The organism is Microbispora sp. NBC_01389, assembly GCF_045040095.1.
Taxonomy (GTDB): Bacteria; Actinomycetota; Actinomycetes; order Streptosporangiales; family Streptosporangiaceae; genus Microbispora.
Genome location: NZ_CP109552.1, coordinates 3,028,484 through 3,046,884 on the forward strand (window position 1 = coordinate 3,028,484; position 18,401 = coordinate 3,046,884).

The 18,401-nt window shown below is 68.2% G+C and carries 32 protein-coding genes; all 32 read left to right on the forward strand.

The window, feature by feature from the left end:
- Positions 1-6: 6 nt before the first annotated feature.
- The 32 genes from rplC (at position 7) to truA (ending at position 18,389) form a co-directional block, all read left to right on the forward strand.
- On the forward strand, positions 7-663 hold the full coding sequence (gene rplC / locus OG344_RS13790; protein WP_327043685.1) for a 50S ribosomal protein L3: 657 nt from the start codon (positions 7-9) through the stop codon (positions 661-663).
- Positions 660-1,310, forward strand: coding sequence for a 50S ribosomal protein L4 (gene rplD, locus OG344_RS13795; RefSeq protein ID WP_327043686.1), 651 nt, complete (start codon positions 660-662; stop codon positions 1,308-1,310). The genes rplC and rplD overlap by 4 nt, the downstream gene beginning before the upstream one ends.
- Positions 1,310-1,612 carry a 50S ribosomal protein L23 gene (rplW, locus tag OG344_RS13800; RefSeq protein ID WP_327043687.1) on the forward strand — a complete coding sequence of 101 codons (303 nt, stop codon included), beginning with the start codon at positions 1,310-1,312 and terminating at the stop codon, positions 1,610-1,612. Before rplD ends, rplW begins: the two co-directional genes overlap by 1 nt.
- Before the next feature lie 131 nt (positions 1,613-1,743).
- On the forward strand, positions 1,744-2,580 hold the full coding sequence (gene rplB, locus OG344_RS13805; RefSeq protein ID WP_150930849.1) for a 50S ribosomal protein L2: 837 nt from the start codon (positions 1,744-1,746) through the stop codon (positions 2,578-2,580).
- Between the two features lie 11 nt (positions 2,581-2,591).
- On the forward strand, positions 2,592-2,870 hold the full coding sequence (gene rpsS, locus OG344_RS13810; RefSeq protein ID WP_055506384.1) for a 30S ribosomal protein S19: 279 nt from the start codon (positions 2,592-2,594) through the stop codon (positions 2,868-2,870).
- A gap of 33 nt (positions 2,871-2,903) precedes the next feature.
- Positions 2,904-3,257: a 50S ribosomal protein L22 gene (gene rplV, locus OG344_RS13815; protein WP_327043688.1), complete on the forward strand. Its 354-nt coding sequence runs from the start codon at positions 2,904-2,906 to the stop codon at positions 3,255-3,257.
- Positions 3,257-4,111 (forward strand): 30S ribosomal protein S3, encoded by an 855-nt coding sequence (rpsC, locus tag OG344_RS13820; RefSeq protein ID WP_327043689.1) that lies wholly within the window; start codon positions 3,257-3,259, stop codon positions 4,109-4,111. The genes rplV and rpsC overlap by 1 nt, the downstream gene beginning before the upstream one ends.
- A gap of 2 nt (positions 4,112-4,113) precedes the next feature.
- Complete coding sequence (rplP, locus tag OG344_RS13825) at positions 4,114-4,533, forward strand: 50S ribosomal protein L16 (RefSeq protein ID WP_030508327.1); 420 nt, start codon at positions 4,114-4,116, stop codon at positions 4,531-4,533.
- Positions 4,533-4,769, forward strand: a complete 237-nt coding sequence (gene rpmC / locus OG344_RS13830; protein ID WP_327043690.1) for a 50S ribosomal protein L29 — start codon at positions 4,533-4,535, stop codon at positions 4,767-4,769. The genes rplP and rpmC overlap by 1 nt, the downstream gene beginning before the upstream one ends.
- Positions 4,762-5,067 (forward strand): 30S ribosomal protein S17, encoded by a 306-nt coding sequence (gene rpsQ, locus OG344_RS13835; RefSeq protein ID WP_405088559.1) that lies wholly within the window; start codon positions 4,762-4,764, stop codon positions 5,065-5,067. Before rpmC ends, rpsQ begins: the two co-directional genes overlap by 8 nt.
- 187 nt (positions 5,068-5,254) lie before the next feature.
- Positions 5,255-5,623, forward strand: coding sequence for a 50S ribosomal protein L14 (rplN, locus tag OG344_RS13840; protein WP_030508330.1), 369 nt, complete (start codon positions 5,255-5,257; stop codon positions 5,621-5,623).
- A gap of 8 nt (positions 5,624-5,631) precedes the next feature.
- Positions 5,632-5,937, forward strand: a complete 306-nt coding sequence (rplX, locus tag OG344_RS13845; protein ID WP_327049506.1) for a 50S ribosomal protein L24 — start codon at positions 5,632-5,634, stop codon at positions 5,935-5,937.
- On the forward strand, positions 5,937-6,521 hold the full coding sequence (rplE, locus tag OG344_RS13850; protein ID WP_405088560.1) for a 50S ribosomal protein L5: 585 nt from the start codon (positions 5,937-5,939) through the stop codon (positions 6,519-6,521). Before rplX ends, rplE begins: the two co-directional genes overlap by 1 nt.
- 2 nt (positions 6,522-6,523) lie before the next feature.
- Positions 6,524-6,709, forward strand: coding sequence for a type Z 30S ribosomal protein S14 (locus OG344_RS13855; RefSeq protein WP_030451489.1), 186 nt, complete (start codon positions 6,524-6,526; stop codon positions 6,707-6,709).
- Between the two features lie 172 nt (positions 6,710-6,881).
- On the forward strand, positions 6,882-7,280 hold the full coding sequence (gene rpsH, locus OG344_RS13860) for a 30S ribosomal protein S8 (RefSeq protein WP_111699902.1): 399 nt from the start codon (positions 6,882-6,884) through the stop codon (positions 7,278-7,280).
- Positions 7,281-7,298: 18 nt separating this feature from the next.
- Complete coding sequence (gene rplF, locus OG344_RS13865; protein WP_327043693.1) at positions 7,299-7,841, forward strand: 50S ribosomal protein L6; 543 nt, start codon at positions 7,299-7,301, stop codon at positions 7,839-7,841.
- A gap of 2 nt (positions 7,842-7,843) precedes the next feature.
- On the forward strand, positions 7,844-8,227 hold the full coding sequence (rplR, locus tag OG344_RS13870) for a 50S ribosomal protein L18 (RefSeq protein ID WP_327043694.1): 384 nt from the start codon (positions 7,844-7,846) through the stop codon (positions 8,225-8,227).
- 64 nt (positions 8,228-8,291) lie between these two features.
- The gene (gene rpsE, locus OG344_RS13875; RefSeq protein ID WP_327043695.1) at positions 8,292-8,924 is read left to right on the forward strand and encodes a 30S ribosomal protein S5; all 633 of its coding nucleotides are present in this window, start codon (positions 8,292-8,294) and stop codon (positions 8,922-8,924) included.
- 2 nt (positions 8,925-8,926) lie between these two features.
- Positions 8,927-9,109 carry a 50S ribosomal protein L30 gene (gene rpmD, locus OG344_RS13880; RefSeq protein WP_111699899.1) on the forward strand — a complete coding sequence of 61 codons (183 nt, stop codon included), beginning with the start codon at positions 8,927-8,929 and terminating at the stop codon, positions 9,107-9,109.
- A gap of 2 nt (positions 9,110-9,111) precedes the next feature.
- Positions 9,112-9,567, forward strand: coding sequence for a 50S ribosomal protein L15 (gene rplO / locus OG344_RS13885; RefSeq protein WP_327043696.1), 456 nt, complete (start codon positions 9,112-9,114; stop codon positions 9,565-9,567).
- A 181-nt stretch (positions 9,568-9,748) separates the two neighbouring features.
- The gene (gene secY, locus OG344_RS13890) at positions 9,749-11,056 is read left to right on the forward strand and encodes a preprotein translocase subunit SecY (protein WP_327043697.1); all 1,308 of its coding nucleotides are present in this window, start codon (positions 9,749-9,751) and stop codon (positions 11,054-11,056) included.
- Positions 11,056-11,709, forward strand: coding sequence for an adenylate kinase (locus OG344_RS13895; protein WP_204284272.1), 654 nt, complete (start codon positions 11,056-11,058; stop codon positions 11,707-11,709). The genes secY and OG344_RS13895 overlap by 1 nt, the downstream gene beginning before the upstream one ends.
- An 86-nt stretch (positions 11,710-11,795) precedes the next feature.
- The gene (gene map / locus OG344_RS13900) at positions 11,796-12,638 is read left to right on the forward strand and encodes a type I methionyl aminopeptidase (protein WP_405088561.1); all 843 of its coding nucleotides are present in this window, start codon (positions 11,796-11,798) and stop codon (positions 12,636-12,638) included.
- Between the two features lie 64 nt (positions 12,639-12,702).
- Positions 12,703-13,146, forward strand: a complete 444-nt coding sequence (locus OG344_RS13905; protein ID WP_405088562.1) for a DUF1707 domain-containing protein — start codon at positions 12,703-12,705, stop codon at positions 13,144-13,146.
- Positions 13,147-13,397: 251 nt separating this feature from the next.
- Positions 13,398-13,619, forward strand: a complete 222-nt coding sequence (gene infA, locus OG344_RS13910; RefSeq protein ID WP_030508344.1) for a translation initiation factor IF-1 — start codon at positions 13,398-13,400, stop codon at positions 13,617-13,619.
- 45 nt (positions 13,620-13,664) lie between these two features.
- Entirely contained in the window at positions 13,665-13,778 is a 114-nt protein-coding gene (gene rpmJ / locus OG344_RS13915; protein ID WP_003956441.1) for a 50S ribosomal protein L36, read from the forward strand.
- 221 nt (positions 13,779-13,999) lie between these two features.
- A complete protein-coding gene (rpsM, locus tag OG344_RS13920) occupies positions 14,000-14,380 on the forward strand; it encodes a 30S ribosomal protein S13 (RefSeq protein WP_327043709.1) in 381 nt (126 codons plus the stop codon).
- 94 nt (positions 14,381-14,474) lie between these two features.
- Positions 14,475-14,879: a 30S ribosomal protein S11 gene (gene rpsK, locus OG344_RS13925; RefSeq protein WP_020542285.1), complete on the forward strand. Its 405-nt coding sequence runs from the start codon at positions 14,475-14,477 to the stop codon at positions 14,877-14,879.
- Positions 14,880-14,899: 20 nt separating this feature from the next.
- On the forward strand, positions 14,900-15,526 hold the full coding sequence (gene rpsD / locus OG344_RS13930) for a 30S ribosomal protein S4 (protein ID WP_327043710.1): 627 nt from the start codon (positions 14,900-14,902) through the stop codon (positions 15,524-15,526).
- A gap of 157 nt (positions 15,527-15,683) precedes the next feature.
- On the forward strand, positions 15,684-16,700 hold the full coding sequence (locus tag OG344_RS13935; protein WP_030508347.1) for a DNA-directed RNA polymerase subunit alpha: 1,017 nt from the start codon (positions 15,684-15,686) through the stop codon (positions 16,698-16,700).
- 147 nt (positions 16,701-16,847) lie between these two features.
- Positions 16,848-17,384, forward strand: a complete 537-nt coding sequence (gene rplQ, locus OG344_RS13940; RefSeq protein WP_405088563.1) for a 50S ribosomal protein L17 — start codon at positions 16,848-16,850, stop codon at positions 17,382-17,384.
- Positions 17,385-17,459: 75 nt separating this feature from the next.
- Entirely contained in the window at positions 17,460-18,389 is a 930-nt protein-coding gene (gene truA / locus OG344_RS13945; protein WP_405088564.1) for a tRNA pseudouridine(38-40) synthase TruA, read from the forward strand.
- Positions 18,390-18,401: the final 12 nt, after the last annotated feature.

The window sequence follows — 18,401 nt, forward strand, 5'->3', positions numbered from 1 at the left end:
ACTGACATGGCTAAGCAGATCAAGGGCGTCCTGGGCAAGAAGCTCGGCATGACCCAGGTCTTCGACGAGACGAACCGGGTGATCCCGGTCACCGTCGTCGAGGCCGGTCCGTGCGTGGTGACCCGGGTCCGCACTCCGGAGAAGGACGGCTACTCCGCCGTCCAGCTCGGCTACGGGCAGATCGACCCTCGCAAGGTCAACAAGCCCCTGGGCGACTACCTCCGCAAGCACGACATCACGCCGCGCCGTTACTTCGCCGAGGTCCGCACCGACGACGCCTCCGAGTACACCCTCGGCCAGGAGATCCTCGCCGACGCCTTCGAGGCCGGGCAGTACATCGACGTCACCGGCAAGAGCAAGGGCAAGGGTTTCGCCGGTGTCATGAAGCGCCACAACTTCCGTGGTCTCGGCGCCTCGCACGGTACGCAGCGCAAGCACCGCTCCCCGGGCTCCATCGGCGGGTGCGCCACCCCGGGCCGCGTCTTCAAGGGCCTGCGCATGGCCGGCCGGATGGGCAACGTCCGCACGACGGTTCAGAGCCTCAAGGTGCACGCCGTGGACGCAGAGAAGGGCCTCATCCTGATCAAGGGTGCGATCCCCGGCGCCAACGGCAGCCTGGTTCTTCTTCGCACCGCCGCCAAGAAGGGGGTTGCTGCCAAGTGACCACGACCATCGACGTCCTCGACGCCAGCGGCGCCAAGGCGGGGACCGTCGACCTCCCCGAGGAGGTCTTCGGCGCCAAGGTCAACGTCCCGCTGATCCACCAGGTGGTCGTCGCCCAGCTGGCCGCGCGCCGGCAGGGCACCCACGCCACCAAGACCCGCGGCAACGTCTCCGGCGGCGGCAAGAAGCCGTACCGGCAGAAGGGCACCGGCCGCGCCCGCCAGGGCTCGACCCGCGCTCCGCAGTTCGCCGGCGGTGGCGTCGTCCACGGCCCGCAGCCGCGCTCGTACGAGCAGCGGACGCCCAAGAAGATGAAGGCGGCGGCCCTGAAGGGCGCGCTGTCCGACCGCGCCGGCGGCGGCCGCGTCCACGTGGTGAGCGGTCTGGTCACGGGCGACACGCCCGGGACCCGCGCCACCCTGGAGGCGCTGCGGAAGATTACGCAGGCCCGCAGCGTCCTCGTCGTGGTCGACGAGAACGACGAGCTCACCTGGCTCAGCCTGCGCAACGCCCCCGAGGTCCACCTGCTGGACGCGGGGCAGCTCAACACCTACGACGTGCTCTGCCACGACGACGTGGTCTTCACCCGTGAGGCCTACGACCAGGTCGTGGCGCGGCTGGCGAACAGCGGGAAGGAAGAGGCCTGATGCAGAAGATCGCCGACCCGCGTGACATCATCCTCAAGCCGGTCGTCTCCGAGAAGAGCTACGGCCTGATCGATGAGCACAACAAGTACACGTTCCTGGTGCGCAAGGGTGCCAACAAGACGCAGGTGAAGATCGCCGTCGAGCAGATCTTCGGCGTCAGGGTGACCGGCGTGAACACGATCAACCGCCAGGGCAAGCGCAAGCGGACCAAGCATGGCTACGGCCAGCGCCCGACCACCAAGCGGGCGATCGTGAGCCTGGCCGAGGGTGAGCGGATCGACATCTTCGGTCAGATCGGCTAGCACCTGCCGCAGCGGGGAGAGGGGCCCCTCGCCACCGTGCGAGGGACCGGCCCCCGAGAAAGAGAGCACCGGGGGGACCGCCGTGAGGCGGACCCCGACCGGTACGAACCGACGAAGGATGAACGAAAAAGATGGGCATCCGTAAGTACAAGCCGACGACTCCGGGTCGGCGCGGCGCGAGCGTCTCGGACTTCGCCGAGATCACGCGCAGCACGCCGGAGAAGTCGCTGCTTGCCCCACTGCACAGCAAGGGCGGCCGCAACGTCCACGGGCGGGTGACCGCCCGGCACCAGGGAGGCGGCCACAAGCGCGCCTACCGGATCATCGACTTCCGCCGTCACGACAAGGACGGGATCCCGGCCAAGGTCGCGCACATCGAGTACGACCCGAACCGCACCTCCCGCATCGCCCTGCTGCACTACGCCGACGGCGAGAAGCGCTACATCCTCGCCCCGGCCGGCCTCAAGCAGGGCGACCAGATCGAGAACGGCCCCACGGCCGACATCAAGCCGGGCAACTGCCTGCCGCTGCGCAACATCCCGACCGGTACCTTCATCCACGCGGTGGAGCTTCGCCCCGGTGGCGGCGCCAAGCTCGGCCGCAGCGCCGGCGCGCAGATCCAGCTGCTCGCCAAGGAGGGCATGTACGCCACGCTGCGCATGCCGTCCGGCGAAATGCGCCAGGTCGACGTGCGGTGCCGGGCCTCGGTGGGCCAGGTGGGCAACGCCGAGCAGTCCAACATCAACATCGGCAAGGCCGGCCGGAACCGCTGGAAGGGCAAGCGCCCCACGGTCCGCGGTGTCGCCATGAACCCGGTCGACCACCCGCACGGTGGTGGTGAGGGCAAGACCTCCGGTGGTCGCCACCCGGTGAACCCGAAGGGCAAGCCCGAAGGCCGTACGCGCCAGCCGAACAAGCCAAGCGACCGGCTGATCATCCGTCGTCGGAGCAAGAGGAAGAAGCGGTAGGAGCAGCCGATATGCCACGTAGCCTTAAGAAGGGTCCCTTCGTGGACGACCACCTGCAGAAGAAGGTGGACGCCCAGAACGAGAAGGGCACCAAGAACGTCATCAAGACGTGGTCGCGGCGCTCCATGATCGTGCCCGACATGATCGGTCACACGATCGCCGTGCACGACGGCCGCAAGCACGTCCCGGTCTTCGTCACCGACTCGATGATCGGTCACAAGCTCGGCGAGTTCGCCCCCACGCGGACGTTCCGTAGCCACGTCAAGGAAGACCGCCGCAGCCGGCGGTAAGCGCCTTCAAGCCAGCAGTTAGAGGAGAAAGCGATGGAAGCCAGGGCACAGGCGCGGTTCGCGCGCCACACGCCCCGGAAGGCCCGCCGTGTGGTGGACCTCATTCGCGGGCTGCCCGCTTCGGAGGCGCAGGCCGTGCTGCAGTTCGCTCCCCAGTCGGCGAGCGAGACCGTCTACAAGGTGCTCTCGAGCGCGATCGCGAACGCTGAGCACAACTTCAAGCTCGACCGGGGAACGCTCTTCGTGAGCCGCGCGTGGGTCGACGAGGGGCCGACCCTCAAGCGATTCCGCCCGCGCGCCCAGGGTCGTGCCTATCGGATCAACAAGCGGACGAGCCACATCACCGTGATCGTGGAGTCCCGCGAGCCGAAGGGAAGGACCCGCTAGTGGGCCAGAAGGTTAACCCGCACGGGTTCCGCCTCGGCATCACGACCGACTTCAAGAGCCGGTGGTACGCCGACAAGCTGTACAAGTCGTACGTCGCCGAGGACGTGGCGATCCGTCGCATGCTGCAGAAGGGCATGGAGCGGGCCGGCATCTCCAAGGTCGAGATCGAGCGTACGACCGACCGCGTCCAGGTCGACATCCACACCGCCCGGCCGGGCATCGTCATCGGCCGCCGCGGCGCCGAGGCCGACCGCATCCGCGGCGACCTGGAGAAGCTGACCAAGAAGCAGGTCCAGCTGAACATCCTCGAGGTGAAGAACCCCGAGATCGACGCGCAGCTCGTCGCGCAGGGCGTGGCCGAGCAGCTGTCCAGCCGCGTCTCGTTCCGCCGGGCCATGCGCAAGGCCATGCAGTCCGCCATGAAGAGCGGCGCCAAGGGCATCCGGGTGCAGTGCGCCGGCCGTCTGGGCGGCGCCGAGATGTCCCGCTCGGAGTTCTACCGCGAGGGCCGCGTGCCCCTGCACACGCTCCGCGCGGACGTCGACTACGGCTTCTACGAGGCCCGCACCACCTTCGGCCGCATCGGCGTGAAGGTGTGGATCTACAAGGGCGAGGCTCCGACCAGCCGTTCCGAGCGGGAGGCGGCCGCGGCCGGCGCCCGTGCGGGCCAGCGTCGTGAGCGTGACGACCGTCGTGGTGGCGGCGGCGCGGGCGACCGTCCCCGTCGCGGCGGCGGCGACCGTCCCCGTCGTGGTGGTGCCGGTCGTACCGACCGCGCACCCAGGACCGAGGCGGCCGCGCAGGCCGCCCCCGAGACCGGCCCGGCGGAGCAGCCGGGTGCTGAAGGGAGCTGACCATGCTGATCCCGCGCAGGGTCAAGCACCGCAAGCAGCACCGGCCCGACCGCAGCGGCGCCGCCAAGGGCGGCACCAGGGTCGTCTTCGGCGAGTTCGGCATCCAGGCGCTTGAGCACAGCTATGTGACCAACCGCCAGATCGAGGCCGCGCGTATCGCCATGACCCGGCACATCCGCCGTGGCGGCAAGGTGTGGATCAACATCTTCCCGGACCGCCCCCTCACGAAGAAGCCGGCCGAGACCCGCATGGGTTCCGGTAAGGGCTCTCCGGAGTGGTGGATCGCCAATGTCAAGCCCGGCCGTGTCATGTTCGAGCTTTCCGGCGTCGCCGAGCCCGTGGCCCGCGAGGCCATGCGGCGCGCGATGCACAAGCTCCCCATGAAGTGCCGTTTCGTCAAGCGTGAAGTGGGTGAGGCGTGATGGCTAAGGGTCTGACCGCCGCGGAGCTGCGTGTCGAGGACCAGGAGGCTCTGGTCCAGAAGCTGAAGGAAGCCAAGGAGGAGCTGTTCAACCTCCGCTTCCAGTCGGCGACGGGGCAGTTGGAGAGCCACGGGCGGCTGCGCGCCGTCCGCCGCGAGATCGCCCGTATCTACACCGTGATGCGCGAGCGCGAGCTCGGCATCGTCACGGTCGAGAAGGAGCCGAGCGATGTCTGAAGCAACCGAGACCCCGACCACCGACGCGAGCACCGACGCCACCGCGGCGCGGAACTACCGCAAGACCCGTGAGGGCCTGGTCGTCAGCGACAAGATGGACAAGACCGTCGTCGTCGCCGTCGAAGACCGCGTCAAGCACCCGCTGTACGGCAAGGTCATCCGTCGGACGACCAAGTACAAGGCCCACGACGAGCAGAACGTCTGCGGCGTCGGCGACCGTGTCCTCCTGATGGAGACCCGGCCGCTGTCCGCCACCAAGCGGTGGCGGGTCGTGGAGATCCTCGAGAAGGCCAAGTAACACACCAAGACGCGCCTCGTGGGGGGTGGGAGACCACCCCCCACGACGGTGTCCAAGGGGCGGGGCCGTCCATCGGCCCGGTCCGCCCGCGGCGGCGGTCACAGACTGTCGCCGGGGGAAAAAGACCACATCGGGTTCGGCCAGGCTCACCGCTGGGTGAGAACCGGCACGACACACAGGAGTAGACGTGATCCAGCAGGAGTCGCGGCTCAAGGTCGCCGACAACACGGGTGCCAAGGAGATTCTCTGCATCCGCGTTCTCGGCGGCTCGGGTCGGCGCTACGCGGGAATCGGCGACATCATCGTGGGCACGGTGAAGGACGCCATTCCCGGCGGAGGCGTTAAGAAAGGCGACGTTGTCAAGGCTGTCGTGGTGCGCACCGTGAAGGAGCGCCGCCGCCCCGACGGCTCCTACATCCGCTTCGACGAGAACGCCGCGGTCATCATCAAGGACAGCGGCGACCCGCGGGGCACCCGCATCTTCGGCCCGGTGGGCCGTGAACTGCGCGACAAGAAGTTCATGCGCATCATCTCGCTCGCGCCGGAGGTGCTGTGATGCCGAAGCTGCACGTGAAGAAGGGTGACCTCGTCCAGGTCATCGCCGGCAAGGACAAGGGCGCCAAGGGCCGGATCATCGCCGCCTACCCCGACAGGGAGCGCGTGGTGGTCGAGGGCGTCAACATGATCAAGAAGCACTCCAAGGTCACCAACCAGGGACCGCGCGGCGCCAAGGAAGGCGGCGTGCAGACCATGGAGGCTCCCATCCACGTGAGCAACGTCAAGAAGCTCAAGGATGACGAGAAGAAGCCCGAGAAGAAGGCCGCCGCGAAGGGCGACGCCGAGACGACGAGTGAGGGTGAGGACAGCTGATGACTGCGACCACCACTGCGTCTACTGAGACCGGGCGCACCCTTCCGCGCCTCAAGCAGCGCTACCGCGAGGAGACCATCGCGAAGCTGCGCGAGGAGTTCGGCATCGAGAACATCATGCTGGTGCCCACGATCACCAAGATCAAGGTGAACATGGGCGTCGGCGAGGCCGCTCGCGACTCGAAGCTCATCGAGGGCGCCGTGCGCGATCTGACCGCGATCACCGGCCAGAAGCCGGCCGTCGCCCGCGCCCGCAAGTCCATCGCGCAGTTCAAGCTGCGCGAGGGCATGCCGATCGGCGCGCACGTCACGCTGCGCGGCGACCGTATGTGGGAGTTCCTCGACCGCCTGCTGTCCCTGGCGCTGCCGCGTATCCGGGACTTCCGGGGCCTGTCGCCGAAGCAGTTCGACGGCAACGGCAACTACACCTTCGGCCTCACCGAGCAGGTCATGTTCCACGAGGTCGACCAGGACAAGGTGGACCGGCAGCGGGGCATGGACATCACGGTCGTGACCACCGCGAAGAACGACGAGCAGGGCCGGGCGCTGCTGAAGCTCCTCGGTTTCCCCTTCAAGGAGGCCTGATCATGGCGAAGACGTCGCTGAAGGTCAAGGCAGCGCGCAAGCAGAAGTTCGAGGTCCGGGCGTACACTCGTTGTTCGCGCTGCGGTCGTCCCCGCGCGGTCTACCGCAAGTTCGGGCTCTGCCGCGTGTGCTTCCGCGAGATGGCGCACCGGGGCGAGCTGCCCGGCATCACCAAGTCGAGCTGGTGACATCCCGGTAGGGATGTCATTCCTTGAAGGCATCGCACCCGCTGCGATGCTCTCGGGGTGTGCGGGGGGCCTGCCCCCCCGCACGAAGTCTTATCAACCGGGCGCTGCCCACAGCGCCCACGACCGCACCGAAGGTCCCATCGGGAAACCGCGGTGAGGAAGGCCACCGGCCATGACGATGACCGACCCGATCGCAGACATGCTGACGCGTCTGCGGAACGCGAACTCGGCCTATCACGACACCGTGAGCATGCCTTACTCGAAGATCAAGGCACACATCGCGGAGATCCTCCAGCAGGAGGGCTACATCCAGGGCTGGAGCGTCGAGGACGCGAAGGTTGGCAAGAACCTCGTGATGGAGCTGAAGTTCGGCCCCACCCGCGAGCGCTCCATCGCGGGCCTGCGCCGGGTGTCGAAGCCCGGTCTGCGGGTCTATGCAAAGAAGGACAACCTGCCCCGCGTTCTGGGCGGCCTGGGCGTCGCGATCATCTCGACGTCCGGCGGTCTGATGACGGACCGGCAGGCGAGCAAGCGTGGAGTGGGCGGGGAAGTCCTCGCCTACGTCTGGTAACGAGGGGAGGAACCCAGCATGTCGCGAATCGGACGGCTGCCCATCCCCGTACCGACGGGTGTCGACATCACGATCGACGGCCGGGCGGTCCAGGTCAAGGGACCCAAGGGCACGCTCACGCACACGGTCGCCGAGCCCATCGAGGTCTCGCGCGGTGAGGACGGCACCATCGCCGTCTCCCGCCCGAACGACGAGAACCGGGTCAGGGCGCTGCACGGCCTGTCTCGCACGCTCATCGCCAACATGGTGTCGGGCGTCACACAGGGCTACACGAAGACGCTGGAGATCGTCGGCGTCGGTTACCGCGTCGCGGCCAAGGGCCCGACGCAGCTGGAGTTCTCGTTGGGCTTCAGCCACCCGGTGATCATCGACGCTCCCGAGGGCGTCACGTTCCGCGTCGATAAGCCGACCCTGTTCCACGTGGACGGCATCGACAAGCAGAAGGTCGGCGAGGTCGCCGCGAACATCAGGAAGCTGCGCAAGCCCGACCCGTACAAGGGCAAGGGTGTGCGCTACCAGGGCGAGGTTGTCCGCCGCAAGGTCGGAAAGGCTGGTAAGTAGGCATGGCTGGAAAGACTGCGTTCGGCAAGCACACGGCCGCCCGCACGGTCTCCCGGGCCCGCCGTCACAACCGCGTCCGCAAGAACGTGTTCGGCAGCACCGAGCGTCCGCGTCTGGTCGTCAATCGGTCCACGCGTCACCTGTTCGTGCAGATCGTCGACGACACCCAGGGCCACACGCTGGTGAGCGCCTCCACCATGGACGCCTCGCTGCGCGGGTCCGAGGGTGACAAGACCGAGAAGGCGAAGAAGGTCGGCGAGCTTCTCGCTCAGCGGGCCAAGAGCGCCGGGATCACCGCCGTCGTGTTCGACCGCGGTGGCAACCGCTACGCGGGGCGTATCGCCGCCCTCGCGGACAGCGCCCGTGAAGGCGGGCTGGAGTTCTGATGGCTCCGGTCCGGAGGCCGCGACCGGCGGCCCGTCCCAAGAGCAACGAGAAGAGGAACCACTGATGGCTGCAGCTCCGCGTCGCGGTGCCGGCGGCGGTGGCGAGCGGCGTGACCGTCGTGATGACCGCCGCGGTGGCGCCGCAGACAAGGGCGTCTCGTACATCGAGCGCGTCGTAAAGATCAACCGTGTGGCCAAGGTCGTCCAGGGCGGCCGGCGCTTCAGCTTCACCGCGCTGGTCATCGTCGGCGACGGCAACGGCCTCGTCGGGGTCGGCTACGGCAAGGCCAAGGAGGTGCCCGCGGCGATCGCCAAGGGCGTCGAGGAGGCCAAGAAGCACTTCTTCAAGGTCCCGCGGATCCAGGGCACCATCCCGCACCCGGTGCAGGGCGAGGAAGCCGCCGGCGTCGTCCTCCTGCGTCCGGCCTCGCCCGGTACGGGTGTCATCGCGGGTGGCCCGGTGCGCGCGGTCCTGGAATGCGCCGGGATCCACGACGTGCTGTCCAAGTCGCTCGGCTCGGACAACCCGATCAACATCGTGCACGCCACCGTGGCGGCTCTGAAGGGCCTCAGCAGGCCCGAGGAGATCGCCGCCCGCCGTGGCCTGCCGATCGAGGACGTCGCTCCCAAGGCGATGCTCAAGGCCCGCGCGGAGGGCCTCGCCGAGGCCGCGGCGGCCGCCAAGGTGGTGAGCTGACGATGGCACGGCTGAGGATCACTCAGACCCGGTCCAAGATCGGTGGTCAGCAGAACCAGCGTGACTCGCTGCGTTCGCTGGGCCTGAAGCGAATCGGCGACGTCGTCGTCAAGGAGGACCGCCCGGAGATCCGGGGCATGGTCGCCAAGGTGTCGCACCTCGTCGAGGTTGAGGAGGTCGACTAGTCATGACCGAGAACGCTCCGCTCAAGATCCATGACCTCCGTCCTGCCCCCGGCGCCAACAAGGCCAAGACCCGCAAGGGCCGCGGCGAGGCGTCCAAGGGCAAGACGGCCGGGCGTGGCACCAAGGGCACCAGGGCCCGCAACACCGTGATGCCGGGCTTCGAGGGCGGCCAGGTCCCGCTCCAGCGGCGGCTGCCGAAGCTGAAGGGCTTCTCCAACGCCCTGTTCAAGACGACCTACCAGGTCGTCAACCTGGACAGGCTCGGGGAGCTCTTCCCCCAGGGCGGCGACGTCACGCTCGACGACCTGGTGGCCAAGGGCGCGGTTCGCAAGAACCAGCCCGTCAAGGTGCTGGGCACCGGCGACATCTCCGTGGCGGTGAACGTGCAGGCGCACGCCTTCTCCGCCAGCGCGAAGGAGAAGATCGCCGCGGCCGGTGGCTCGGTTTCCGAGCTGTAGGCATGAGGCAGCACGAGGCGCGGAGGTTCGTTATGAGCCTCCGCGCCCGTAGTGCGTTAGAGTTCGCCTGGCACACGGCGCAGACCGTGGCCGAACAAGCTCTTTGGCAAGAAGTTTCGTCGATGGACGCCTCGCGGGCCATCGCCGACCGTTACCGCGTCACAGGCGCGCAGGAGGGACCGTGCTGACCGCGATTACCCGGGCTTTCCGGACGCCGGACCTGCGCAACAAGTTGCTCTTCACCTTGGGCATCATCGCGCTGTTCCGGCTGGGCTCGGTGCTTCCCACTCCGGGCGTCAACGCCCAGAACGTCGCCCTGTGTCTCGACCAGGCCCAGGCAGGGGACGCCGGCAACATCTACGGGATGGTGCAGCTGTTCAGCGGCGGAGCCCTGCTGAAACTTTCAGTCTTCGCTCTGGGCATCATGCCCTACATCACCGCCAGCATCATCCTGCAACTGCTGACCGTGGTCATTCCGCGGCTCGAGGCCCTGAAGAAGGAGGGCCAGGCGGGCACCGCGAAGATCACACAGTACACGCGGTACCTGACCATCGGGCTCGCGGTGCTGCAGTCGACCGCGTTCATCGCGCTGGCCCGCAGCGGGCAGCTCTTCCCGAGCTGCAAGGAGCAGGTCCTGCTGAGCCAGGAGATCTTCCCGCTCGTGACCATGGTCATCACGATGACCGCCGGCACCGCGGTGATCATGTGGCTGGGCGAGCTCGTGACCGACCGGGGCGTCGGCAACGGCATGTCGATCCTGATCTTCACTCAGGTCATCGCCGTCTTCCCGTCCGAGCTGATCAACATCTACCGGCTCAGCCCGTTCAAGTTCGTCGTGGTGATGGTCGTCGGCATCGTGATGATCGGCGTCGTCGTCTTCATCGAGCAGGCGCAGCGCCGCATCCCGGTGCAGTACGCCAAGCGGATGGTCGGCCGCAGGATGTACGGCGGCACCTCGACCTACATCCCGCTCAAGGTGAACCAGGCCGGCATCATCCCGGTCATCTTCGCCTCGTCGTTGCTGTACCTCCCGCAGCTCCTGGTGACGCTGTTCGGCAACAGCAGCCAGCCGAACGCCGTGATCGAGTGGCTGGCCCAGAACATGGTGCGGGGCGACCACCCGATCTACATGGCCGTGTTCTTCCTGCTGATCATCTTCTTCACCTACTTCTACGTGTCCATCACTTTCAACCCCCCGGAAGTGGCTGACAACATGAAGAAGTACGGTGGGTTCATCCCGGGCATCCGTCCGGGCCGCCCGACCGCCGAGTACCTCAACTACGTGCTCACGCGGCTCACGGCAGCGGGCGCTCCGTATCTGGGTGTCATCTCGCTCATCCCGATCATCGCGCTGGCGGTGGCCGGAGCGAGCCAGAACTTCCCGTTCGGAGGGACCAGCATTCTGATCATGGTTGGTGTGGGTCTGGACACGGTCAAGCAGATCGAGAGCCAGCTCCAGCAGCGTAACTACGAGGGCTTCCTGAGATAGTGCGCGTCGTCCTGGTGGGGCCCCCCGGAGCGGGTAAGGGGACGCAGGCCCAGTTCATCGCATCGCACCTGTCGATCCCGAAAATCTCGACAGGCGACATCTTCCGTGCCAACGTCTCCGGCGGCACGGAGCTCGGCAGGCTCGCCAAGGAGTACATGGACCGCGGCGACCTCGTCCCCGACGAGGTGACGGTCGCCATGGTCCGTGACCGGCTCTCGGAGGACGACGCCAAGGAGGGCTTCCTTCTCGACGGCTTCCCCCGCAACGTGCCCCAGGCCGAGGTCCTCAAGAAGATGCTGGCCGAGTTCGGCACCTCGCTGGACGTCGTCCTCAACCTGGTCGTCGAGGACGACGAGGTCGTACGGCGCCTCGCGGGGCGCCGCACCTGCCGCTCCTGCGGGAAGGTGTGGCACCTGGTGTTCGACCCGCCCGCCACGGAGGGCGTCTGCGACGCCTGCGGTGGCGAGCTCTTCCAGCGGGACGACGACCGCGAGGAGACCATCAGGCGGCGCCTGGAGGTCTACCAGGAGCAGACGGCACCGCTGATCTCCTTCTACGCCGACGAGGGCATCCTGCAGGGCGTCGACGCGACCGGCCCGGTCGAGGAGATCACTCAGCGGGCGATGTCGGCGCTGCGGCGGTTCGCCGACTGAGTCGTTACCACGGCCGGGAACGCCACCCCACATCGTGGGGTGGCGTTCAGGCTTATATGGGACAATTTCGAGAGGGGGTGCGTTACGTGTTCAAGAAGAACAGACACGGCATTCAGCTCAAGAGCGCCGCGCAGGTGGAGAAGATGCGAGCGGCCGGCCTGGTGGTCGCCCGTACGCTTGAGCTGCTGAGGACGACCGTGCAGCCCGGCATGACGCCGCTGGATCTCGACGTCGCCGCCGAGGAGGCCATCCGGAACGAGGGCGCGATCCCTTCGTTCAAGGGCTACCAGGGCTTCCCCGCCACGATCTGCGCCTCCGTGAACGACGAGGTCGTCCACGGCATCCCCACCGACAGCCGCAAGCTTCGCGAGGGCGACATCATCTCCATCGACTGCGGCGCGATCCTCGACGGGTGGCACGGCGACTCCGCGATCACCGTGGGGATCGGAGTGGTCGACCCGGCGCTGACCGAGCTCATGCGGGTGACCGAGGAGGCCATGTGGCGCGGTATCGCCGCCCTGCGGGTCGGCGGGCACCTGTCCGACATCGGCTTCCAGGTCGAGCGGTACGTGCGGTCTCAGGGCCGCTACGGCATCCCCCAGGAGTACGGCGGGCACGGGATCGGCACGGAGATGCACATGGACCCCTGGGTGGCCAACCACGGCCGTCCCGGGCGCGGCCCCAAGTTCGAGGCGGGCATGTGCTTCGCGATCGAGCCGATGGTGAACCTCGGCACCGACAGGACCCGCGTACTCGACGACGACTGGACGGTCGTCACCATGGACGGCCGGCCCTCCGCCCACTTCGAGCACAGCGTCGCGGTGACGGAGGACGGGCCGCTCGTGCTCACCGCGCTGGACGGCGGCGCCTCCCGATTCCCCCGGGCCGGGGCAGGGGTGACCCCAGAGACCGGAGAGACCGGTCTCTGATCGCTCGCCCGGGCGAGGCGTGAACCATAATGGAGCGTAACGTTCCGATGACCGGGAGATGGTGATGGCGGCTACGCCCGACATGCGGGCCTCGGACGGCGACCGGGACCGGGTCGCCGCGGCTCTGCGGGAGCACGTGGCCGAGGGCAGGCTCAGCGTCGAGGAGTTCAACGAGCGGCTGGAGCAGCTCTACCGGAGCCGCACGTACGGCGAGCTGGCCACGCTGACCGCCGACCTGCCCGAGATGGACCTGCACCGCCTGCCCGCCGCGGCGAAAGGCGACGCGCCCCCGCCGGCCCGGCGCAACAAGGCGCGGACCGCGGTGAAGGTGGCGTGGGCCACCTGGGCCAGTGCCGTCGCCGTGAACTGGATGGTCTGGCTGATCATCGGACTCACCGGCGGGCACTTCGTCTACCCCTGGCCGCTCTGGGTCATGGGCCCCTGGGGCACCGTCCTCCTCGTCGGCACCGTGTTCGGCACCATCGGCCAGCCCCGGCCGCGTCGCTGATCCGGGCCCGCCGTCCCGGCGGGCACTGGCCGTACGCCCTCCCTGGGGGGTACTCTGTCATCTGGTTGTGTCGCGACCCCTGCCGTCGTTTCGCATTTCGGCCCGGGTTGTCGTACACTCCTTTGTCGGTTCACTATGACCTTTCGCGCTCAGGCGACCTGGCTGGTCGCCGCTCTCTGGAAGCGCCCGAAGGTCGCGGCTGCTTAGTGTTCCGAAGCCTCTGACGATCCGATCAGCGAAACGCGAGGGCCATGGCCAAGAAAGACGGCGCCATCGAGATTGAGGGCACTGTTATTGAGTCGCTTCCGAACGCCATGTTCCGGGTGCAACTCGACAACGGTCACAAGGTCCTGGCCCACATCAGCGGGCGGATGCGGATGCACTACATCCGGATCCTTCCCGATGACCGGGTGGTCGTGGAACTGAGCCCTTACGACCTCAGCCGTGGGCGGATCGTCTACCGGTACAAGTAGCCCTTCCGTCGTCGGACGGGCCCGTATGCGGAACGAATAAGGACTATGAAGGTCAAGCCGAGCGTCAAGAAGATCTGCGACAAGTGCAAGGTGATCCGCCGGCACGGTCGTGTCATGGTGATCTGCGACAACCTGCGCCACAAGCAGCGCCAGGGCTGAGTCTCTCAGACACGTCGCCACCAGGCCCGCAGGTGAGTCCGTCCAGGTGACGGGCTCGGCCCGCGTGAGGGCCGAACACTGTAGTCGCGTCTCGCACCCGCGCAGGCGGCGAAAGCCGTACCACGCGGGAGACCCCCGGTCGGAGGCCGGGGCCCTCGCCCGGGCATGGGAGGGGAAGCGAGGCGTAAGACCTCCGCCACATCGAAGGAGAATGCCCGACCATGGCTCGCCTGGTTGGCGTCGACCTCCCCCGCGACAAGCGGCTGGAGATCGCTCTCACCTACATTTTCGGAATCGGCCGCACCCGCGCCCAGGAGATCCTGGACGCGACCGGCATCAGCCCCGATCTGCGCGTCCACCAGCTCACGGACGCCGAGATCATCCCGATGCGTGACTTCATCGAGGCGAACTACAAGATCGAGGGTGACCTCCGGCGCGAGGTCCAGGCCGACATCCGGCGCAAGATCGAGATCGGCTGTTACCAGGGCATCCGGCACCGCAAGGGCCTGCCCGTCCACGGTCAGCGGACGCAGACGAACGCGCGCACCCGCAAGGGTAAGAAGAAGACCGTCGCCGGCAAGAAGAAGCCCGGCAAGAAGTAGTCCTTAGGCCCCGGCCCGAGGATCTTGCCGGTCGTACCGGTTGGAAGGTCCAGGGGATGGGGCAAGCAGCCACATTCCAGGAGACAGCGCTTAAATGCCGCCGAAGAGCCGCCAGGGCGCACCGAAGAAGGTGCGCCGCAAGGAAAAGAAGAACGTCGCTCACGGGCACGCCCACATCAAGAGCACGTTCAACAACACGATCGTATCGATCACCGACCCGAACGGGAACGTGATCTCCTGGGCCAGTGCCGGCCACGTCGGGTTCAAGGGCTCCCGCAAGTCCACCCCGTTCGCCGCGCAGATGGCGGCCGAGAACGCCGCCCGCCGCGCCATGGAGCACGGCATGCGGAAGGTCGACGTCTTCGTCAAGGGCCCCGGTTCCGGCCGTGAGACCGCGATCCGGTCGCTGCAGGCGACCGGCCTCGAGGTCGGGTCCATCCAGGACGTGACCCCGGTTCCGCACAACGGCTGCCGTCCGCCCAAGCGCCGCCGCGTCTGAGCTCAGGAGAATAGAGAGAAATGGCTCGTTACACGGGTCCGGACTGCAAGCTCTGCCGTCGTGAGAAGACCAAGCTCTTCCTCAAGGGCAAGAAGTGCGAGTCCGCCAAGTGCCCCATCGAGATCCGGCCGTACCCGCCGGGTGAGCACGGCCGCGGCCGTCCGAAGGAGTCGGAGTACCAGCTCCAGCTCCGTGAGAAGCAGAAGACCCGCCGGATCTACGGCGTCCTCGAGAAGCAGTTCCACAACTACTACGAGGAAGCCAACCGCAAGGCCGGCAAGACGGGTGAGAACCTCCTCCAGATCCTGGAGAGCCGTCTCGACAACGTGGTCTACCGCGCCGGCTTCGCCGAGTCGCGGGACGCGGCTCGCCAGCAGGTGCGCCACGGCCACTTCCTCGTGAACGGCAAGAAGGTCGACATCCCGTCGTACCGCGTGCGCGAGCACGACATCGTCGAGGTCCGCGAGAAGTCGCGCAACCTGCTCCCGTACGAGGTGGCCCGCGCGACCGCCGGCGACAAGACCGTCCCGGCCTGGCTGGGCGCCTCCGCCGAGAACATGCGCGTCCTCGTGCACCAGCTCCCGGTCCGCCAGCAGATCGACACGCTGGTCCAGGAGCAGCTCATCGTCGAGCTCTACTCGAAGTAACAGAGCCCGGCGACCTCGTGACGCCGTACGGCCCGGCGCATTCCCGGCCGTACGGCATCATTGGTTGTAGGCGAGCGGCGTCAAATAGCGGGCGTCGCCGTAACCGAGGGGCCCCTCGTTCGGAGCGACACGGGGGATCCCGGTCAGGAGTAACCACATGCTCATCGCACAGCGCCCGAGCCTCCAGGAGGAGTCGCTCGAGGAGCATCGGTCCAGGTTCATCATCGAGCCGCTGGAGCCGGGCTTCGGCTACACCATCGGCAACTCGCTGCGGCGCACGCTGCTGTCCTCCATCCCGGGGGCGGCGGTCACCAGCATCCGCATCGAGGGCGTGCTGCACGAGTTCTCGACCGTGCCCGGGGTCAAGGAAGACGTCACCGACATCATCCTGAACCTCAAGTCGCTGGTCGTCTCCTCCGAGCACGACGAGCCCGTGGTGATGTACCTGCGCAAGCAGGGCCCGGGTGAGGTGACCGCGGCCGACATCGCGCCGCCGGCCGGTGTCGAGGTGCACAACCCCGACCTGCACATCGCCACGCTGAACGGCAAGGCGAAGCTGGAGATGGAGCTGACCGTCGAGCGCGGTCGCGGCTACGTCTCCGCCGCGCAGAACAAGCAGCCGGGACAGGAGATCGGGCGGATTCCGATCGACTCGATCTACTCCCCGGTTCTCAAGGTCACCTACAAGGTCGAGGCGACCCGTGTCGAGCAGCGCACGGACTTCGACCGCCTGATCCTCGACGTCGAGACCAAGCCGTCCATGAAGCCCCGCGACGCGGTGGCCTCGGCCGGCAAGACCCTGGTCGAGCTGTTCGGCCTGGCCCGCGAGCTCAACGTCGAGGCCGAGGGCATCGACATCGGCCCGTCGCCGACGGACGCCGCCCTGGCGGCGGACCTGGCGCTGCCGATCGAGGAGCTCAACCTCACGGTTCGCTCCTACAACTGCCTCAAGCGCGAGGGCATCCACACCGTGGGTGAGCTCGTCGCCCGCAGCGAGCAGGACCTGCTGGACATCCGCAACTTCGGCGCCAAGTCGATCGAAGAGGTCAAGCAGAAGCTGCACGAGATGGGCCTCGCTCTCAAGGACTCCCCGCCCGGGTTCGACCCCTCCGCCGTGGCCGGCGGCGGGTACGACGACGAGGACGGCGGGTTCATCGAGACCGAGCAGTACTGATCGCCCGTTCTCCGAGCAGCGGCACCACCGTTTCGTGCCGCCCCGCGAGGCGGCACGAGACGGCGATGACAGTCACGACCGGTATGCCGGTCGGCCCGACCCCGGTACCTGACACGGCCGGGGCGGGTTATCCATGAGGAGCATGAAATGCCCAAGCCCACCAAGGGCCCCCGCTTCGGCGGCAGCCCGGCCCACGAGCGGCTGATCCTGGCGAACCTCGCCACCGCGCTGTTCGAGAACGGCCGGGTGCGCACCACCGAGGCCAAGGCGAAGCGCCTCCGCCCGCTCGCGGAGAAGCTGATCACCAAGGCGAAGAAGGGCGACATCCACAACCGTCGCCAGGTGCTGACGGTCATCCGTGACAAGGGTGTCCTCCACCACCTCTTCACCGAGATCGCGCCGACGTTCGCCGAGCGTCCCGGTGGCTACACCCGGATCACCAAGCTGGGCCCCCGCAAGGGCGACGCCGCCCCCATGGCGGTCATCGAGCTGGTGACCGAGCAGCTCAACCCGGTGCGGACCACCCGTACGGCTCCGGCCGCGCAGGCGGCGCCCGCCGCCGCTCCGGTGGAGGCGGACGTCGAGGAGACGCCCGCGGCGCAGGACGAGGCGGCCGAGGCTCCCGAGGCCGTCGAGGAGTCGGCCCAGGAGTCGGCCCAGGGTGAGAAGAAGGACGAGGCCTGATCCGACAGGCTCCGTGAGCGGGCCCAGCTTCCCTTCAGGGGGACGCTGGGCCCGTTCTTCGTGTTCCGGACCGGTATGAGGGATGTCGTGGAGCGAGAACTACGGCTGAGGCTGGACCTCGGCTACGACGGCACCGACTTCTCGGGATGGGCCCGCCAGCCCGGGCGGCGGACCGTGCAGGGGGAGATCGAGGACGCGCTCGGCCGGATCCTTCGCCTGGATCCCGCGCCGTCGCTGACCGTCGCGGGCCGCACCGACGCGGGCGTCCACGCGCGGGGTCAGGTGGCGCACGTCGACGTGCCGCTCGCCGCGACCGTCGCGTTCTCGTCCGGGCGCGGGCCCGCCCCCGAGAACGCCGAGAACGCCGAGGATCCCGAGGATCCCGAGGAGGCCTGGCGCGAGCGCGGCGCTGAGCTGCTCGCTGTGCTGACGCGGCGGCTGGCCGGTGTGCTGCCGCCCGATGTGCGGGTGCACGCCGTCAGCGTGGCGCCCGAGGGCTTCGACGCCCGCTTCTCCGCGCTGTCGCGCCGGTACGGCTACCGCGTCGGCGACGCGCCGGGAGGGATCGACCCGCTGCGGCGGCGCGAGGTGCTCTGGTACGCCCGGCCGCTCGACGTCGGCCTGCTGAACGCCGCCGCCGCCCGCCTGCTGGGGGAGCACGACTTCGCCGCGTTCTGCCGGAGACGGGAGGGCGCGACCACGATCCGCGAGGTGCAGCGGCTCGACTGGGTCAGGGGCGAGGACGGCATCCTGCTCGCCACCGTGGTCGCCGACGCCTTCTGCCACTCCATGGTCCGGGCGCTGGTCGGCTCGCTGCTGGCCGTCGGGGAGGGCAGGCGGCCCGTCGAGTGGCCCGGCGAGGTGCTGGCGACAGCCGTACGCGACTCGGGGGTGCACGTCGCGCCCGCGCACGGGCTGACGCTGGAGGAGGTGCGCTACCCGGAGCCGGGGGAACTGGCCCGGCGCGCCGCCGCCACGCGCCGGGTGCGTACGCCGGCCGCCTGAGGCCCCGCCGGG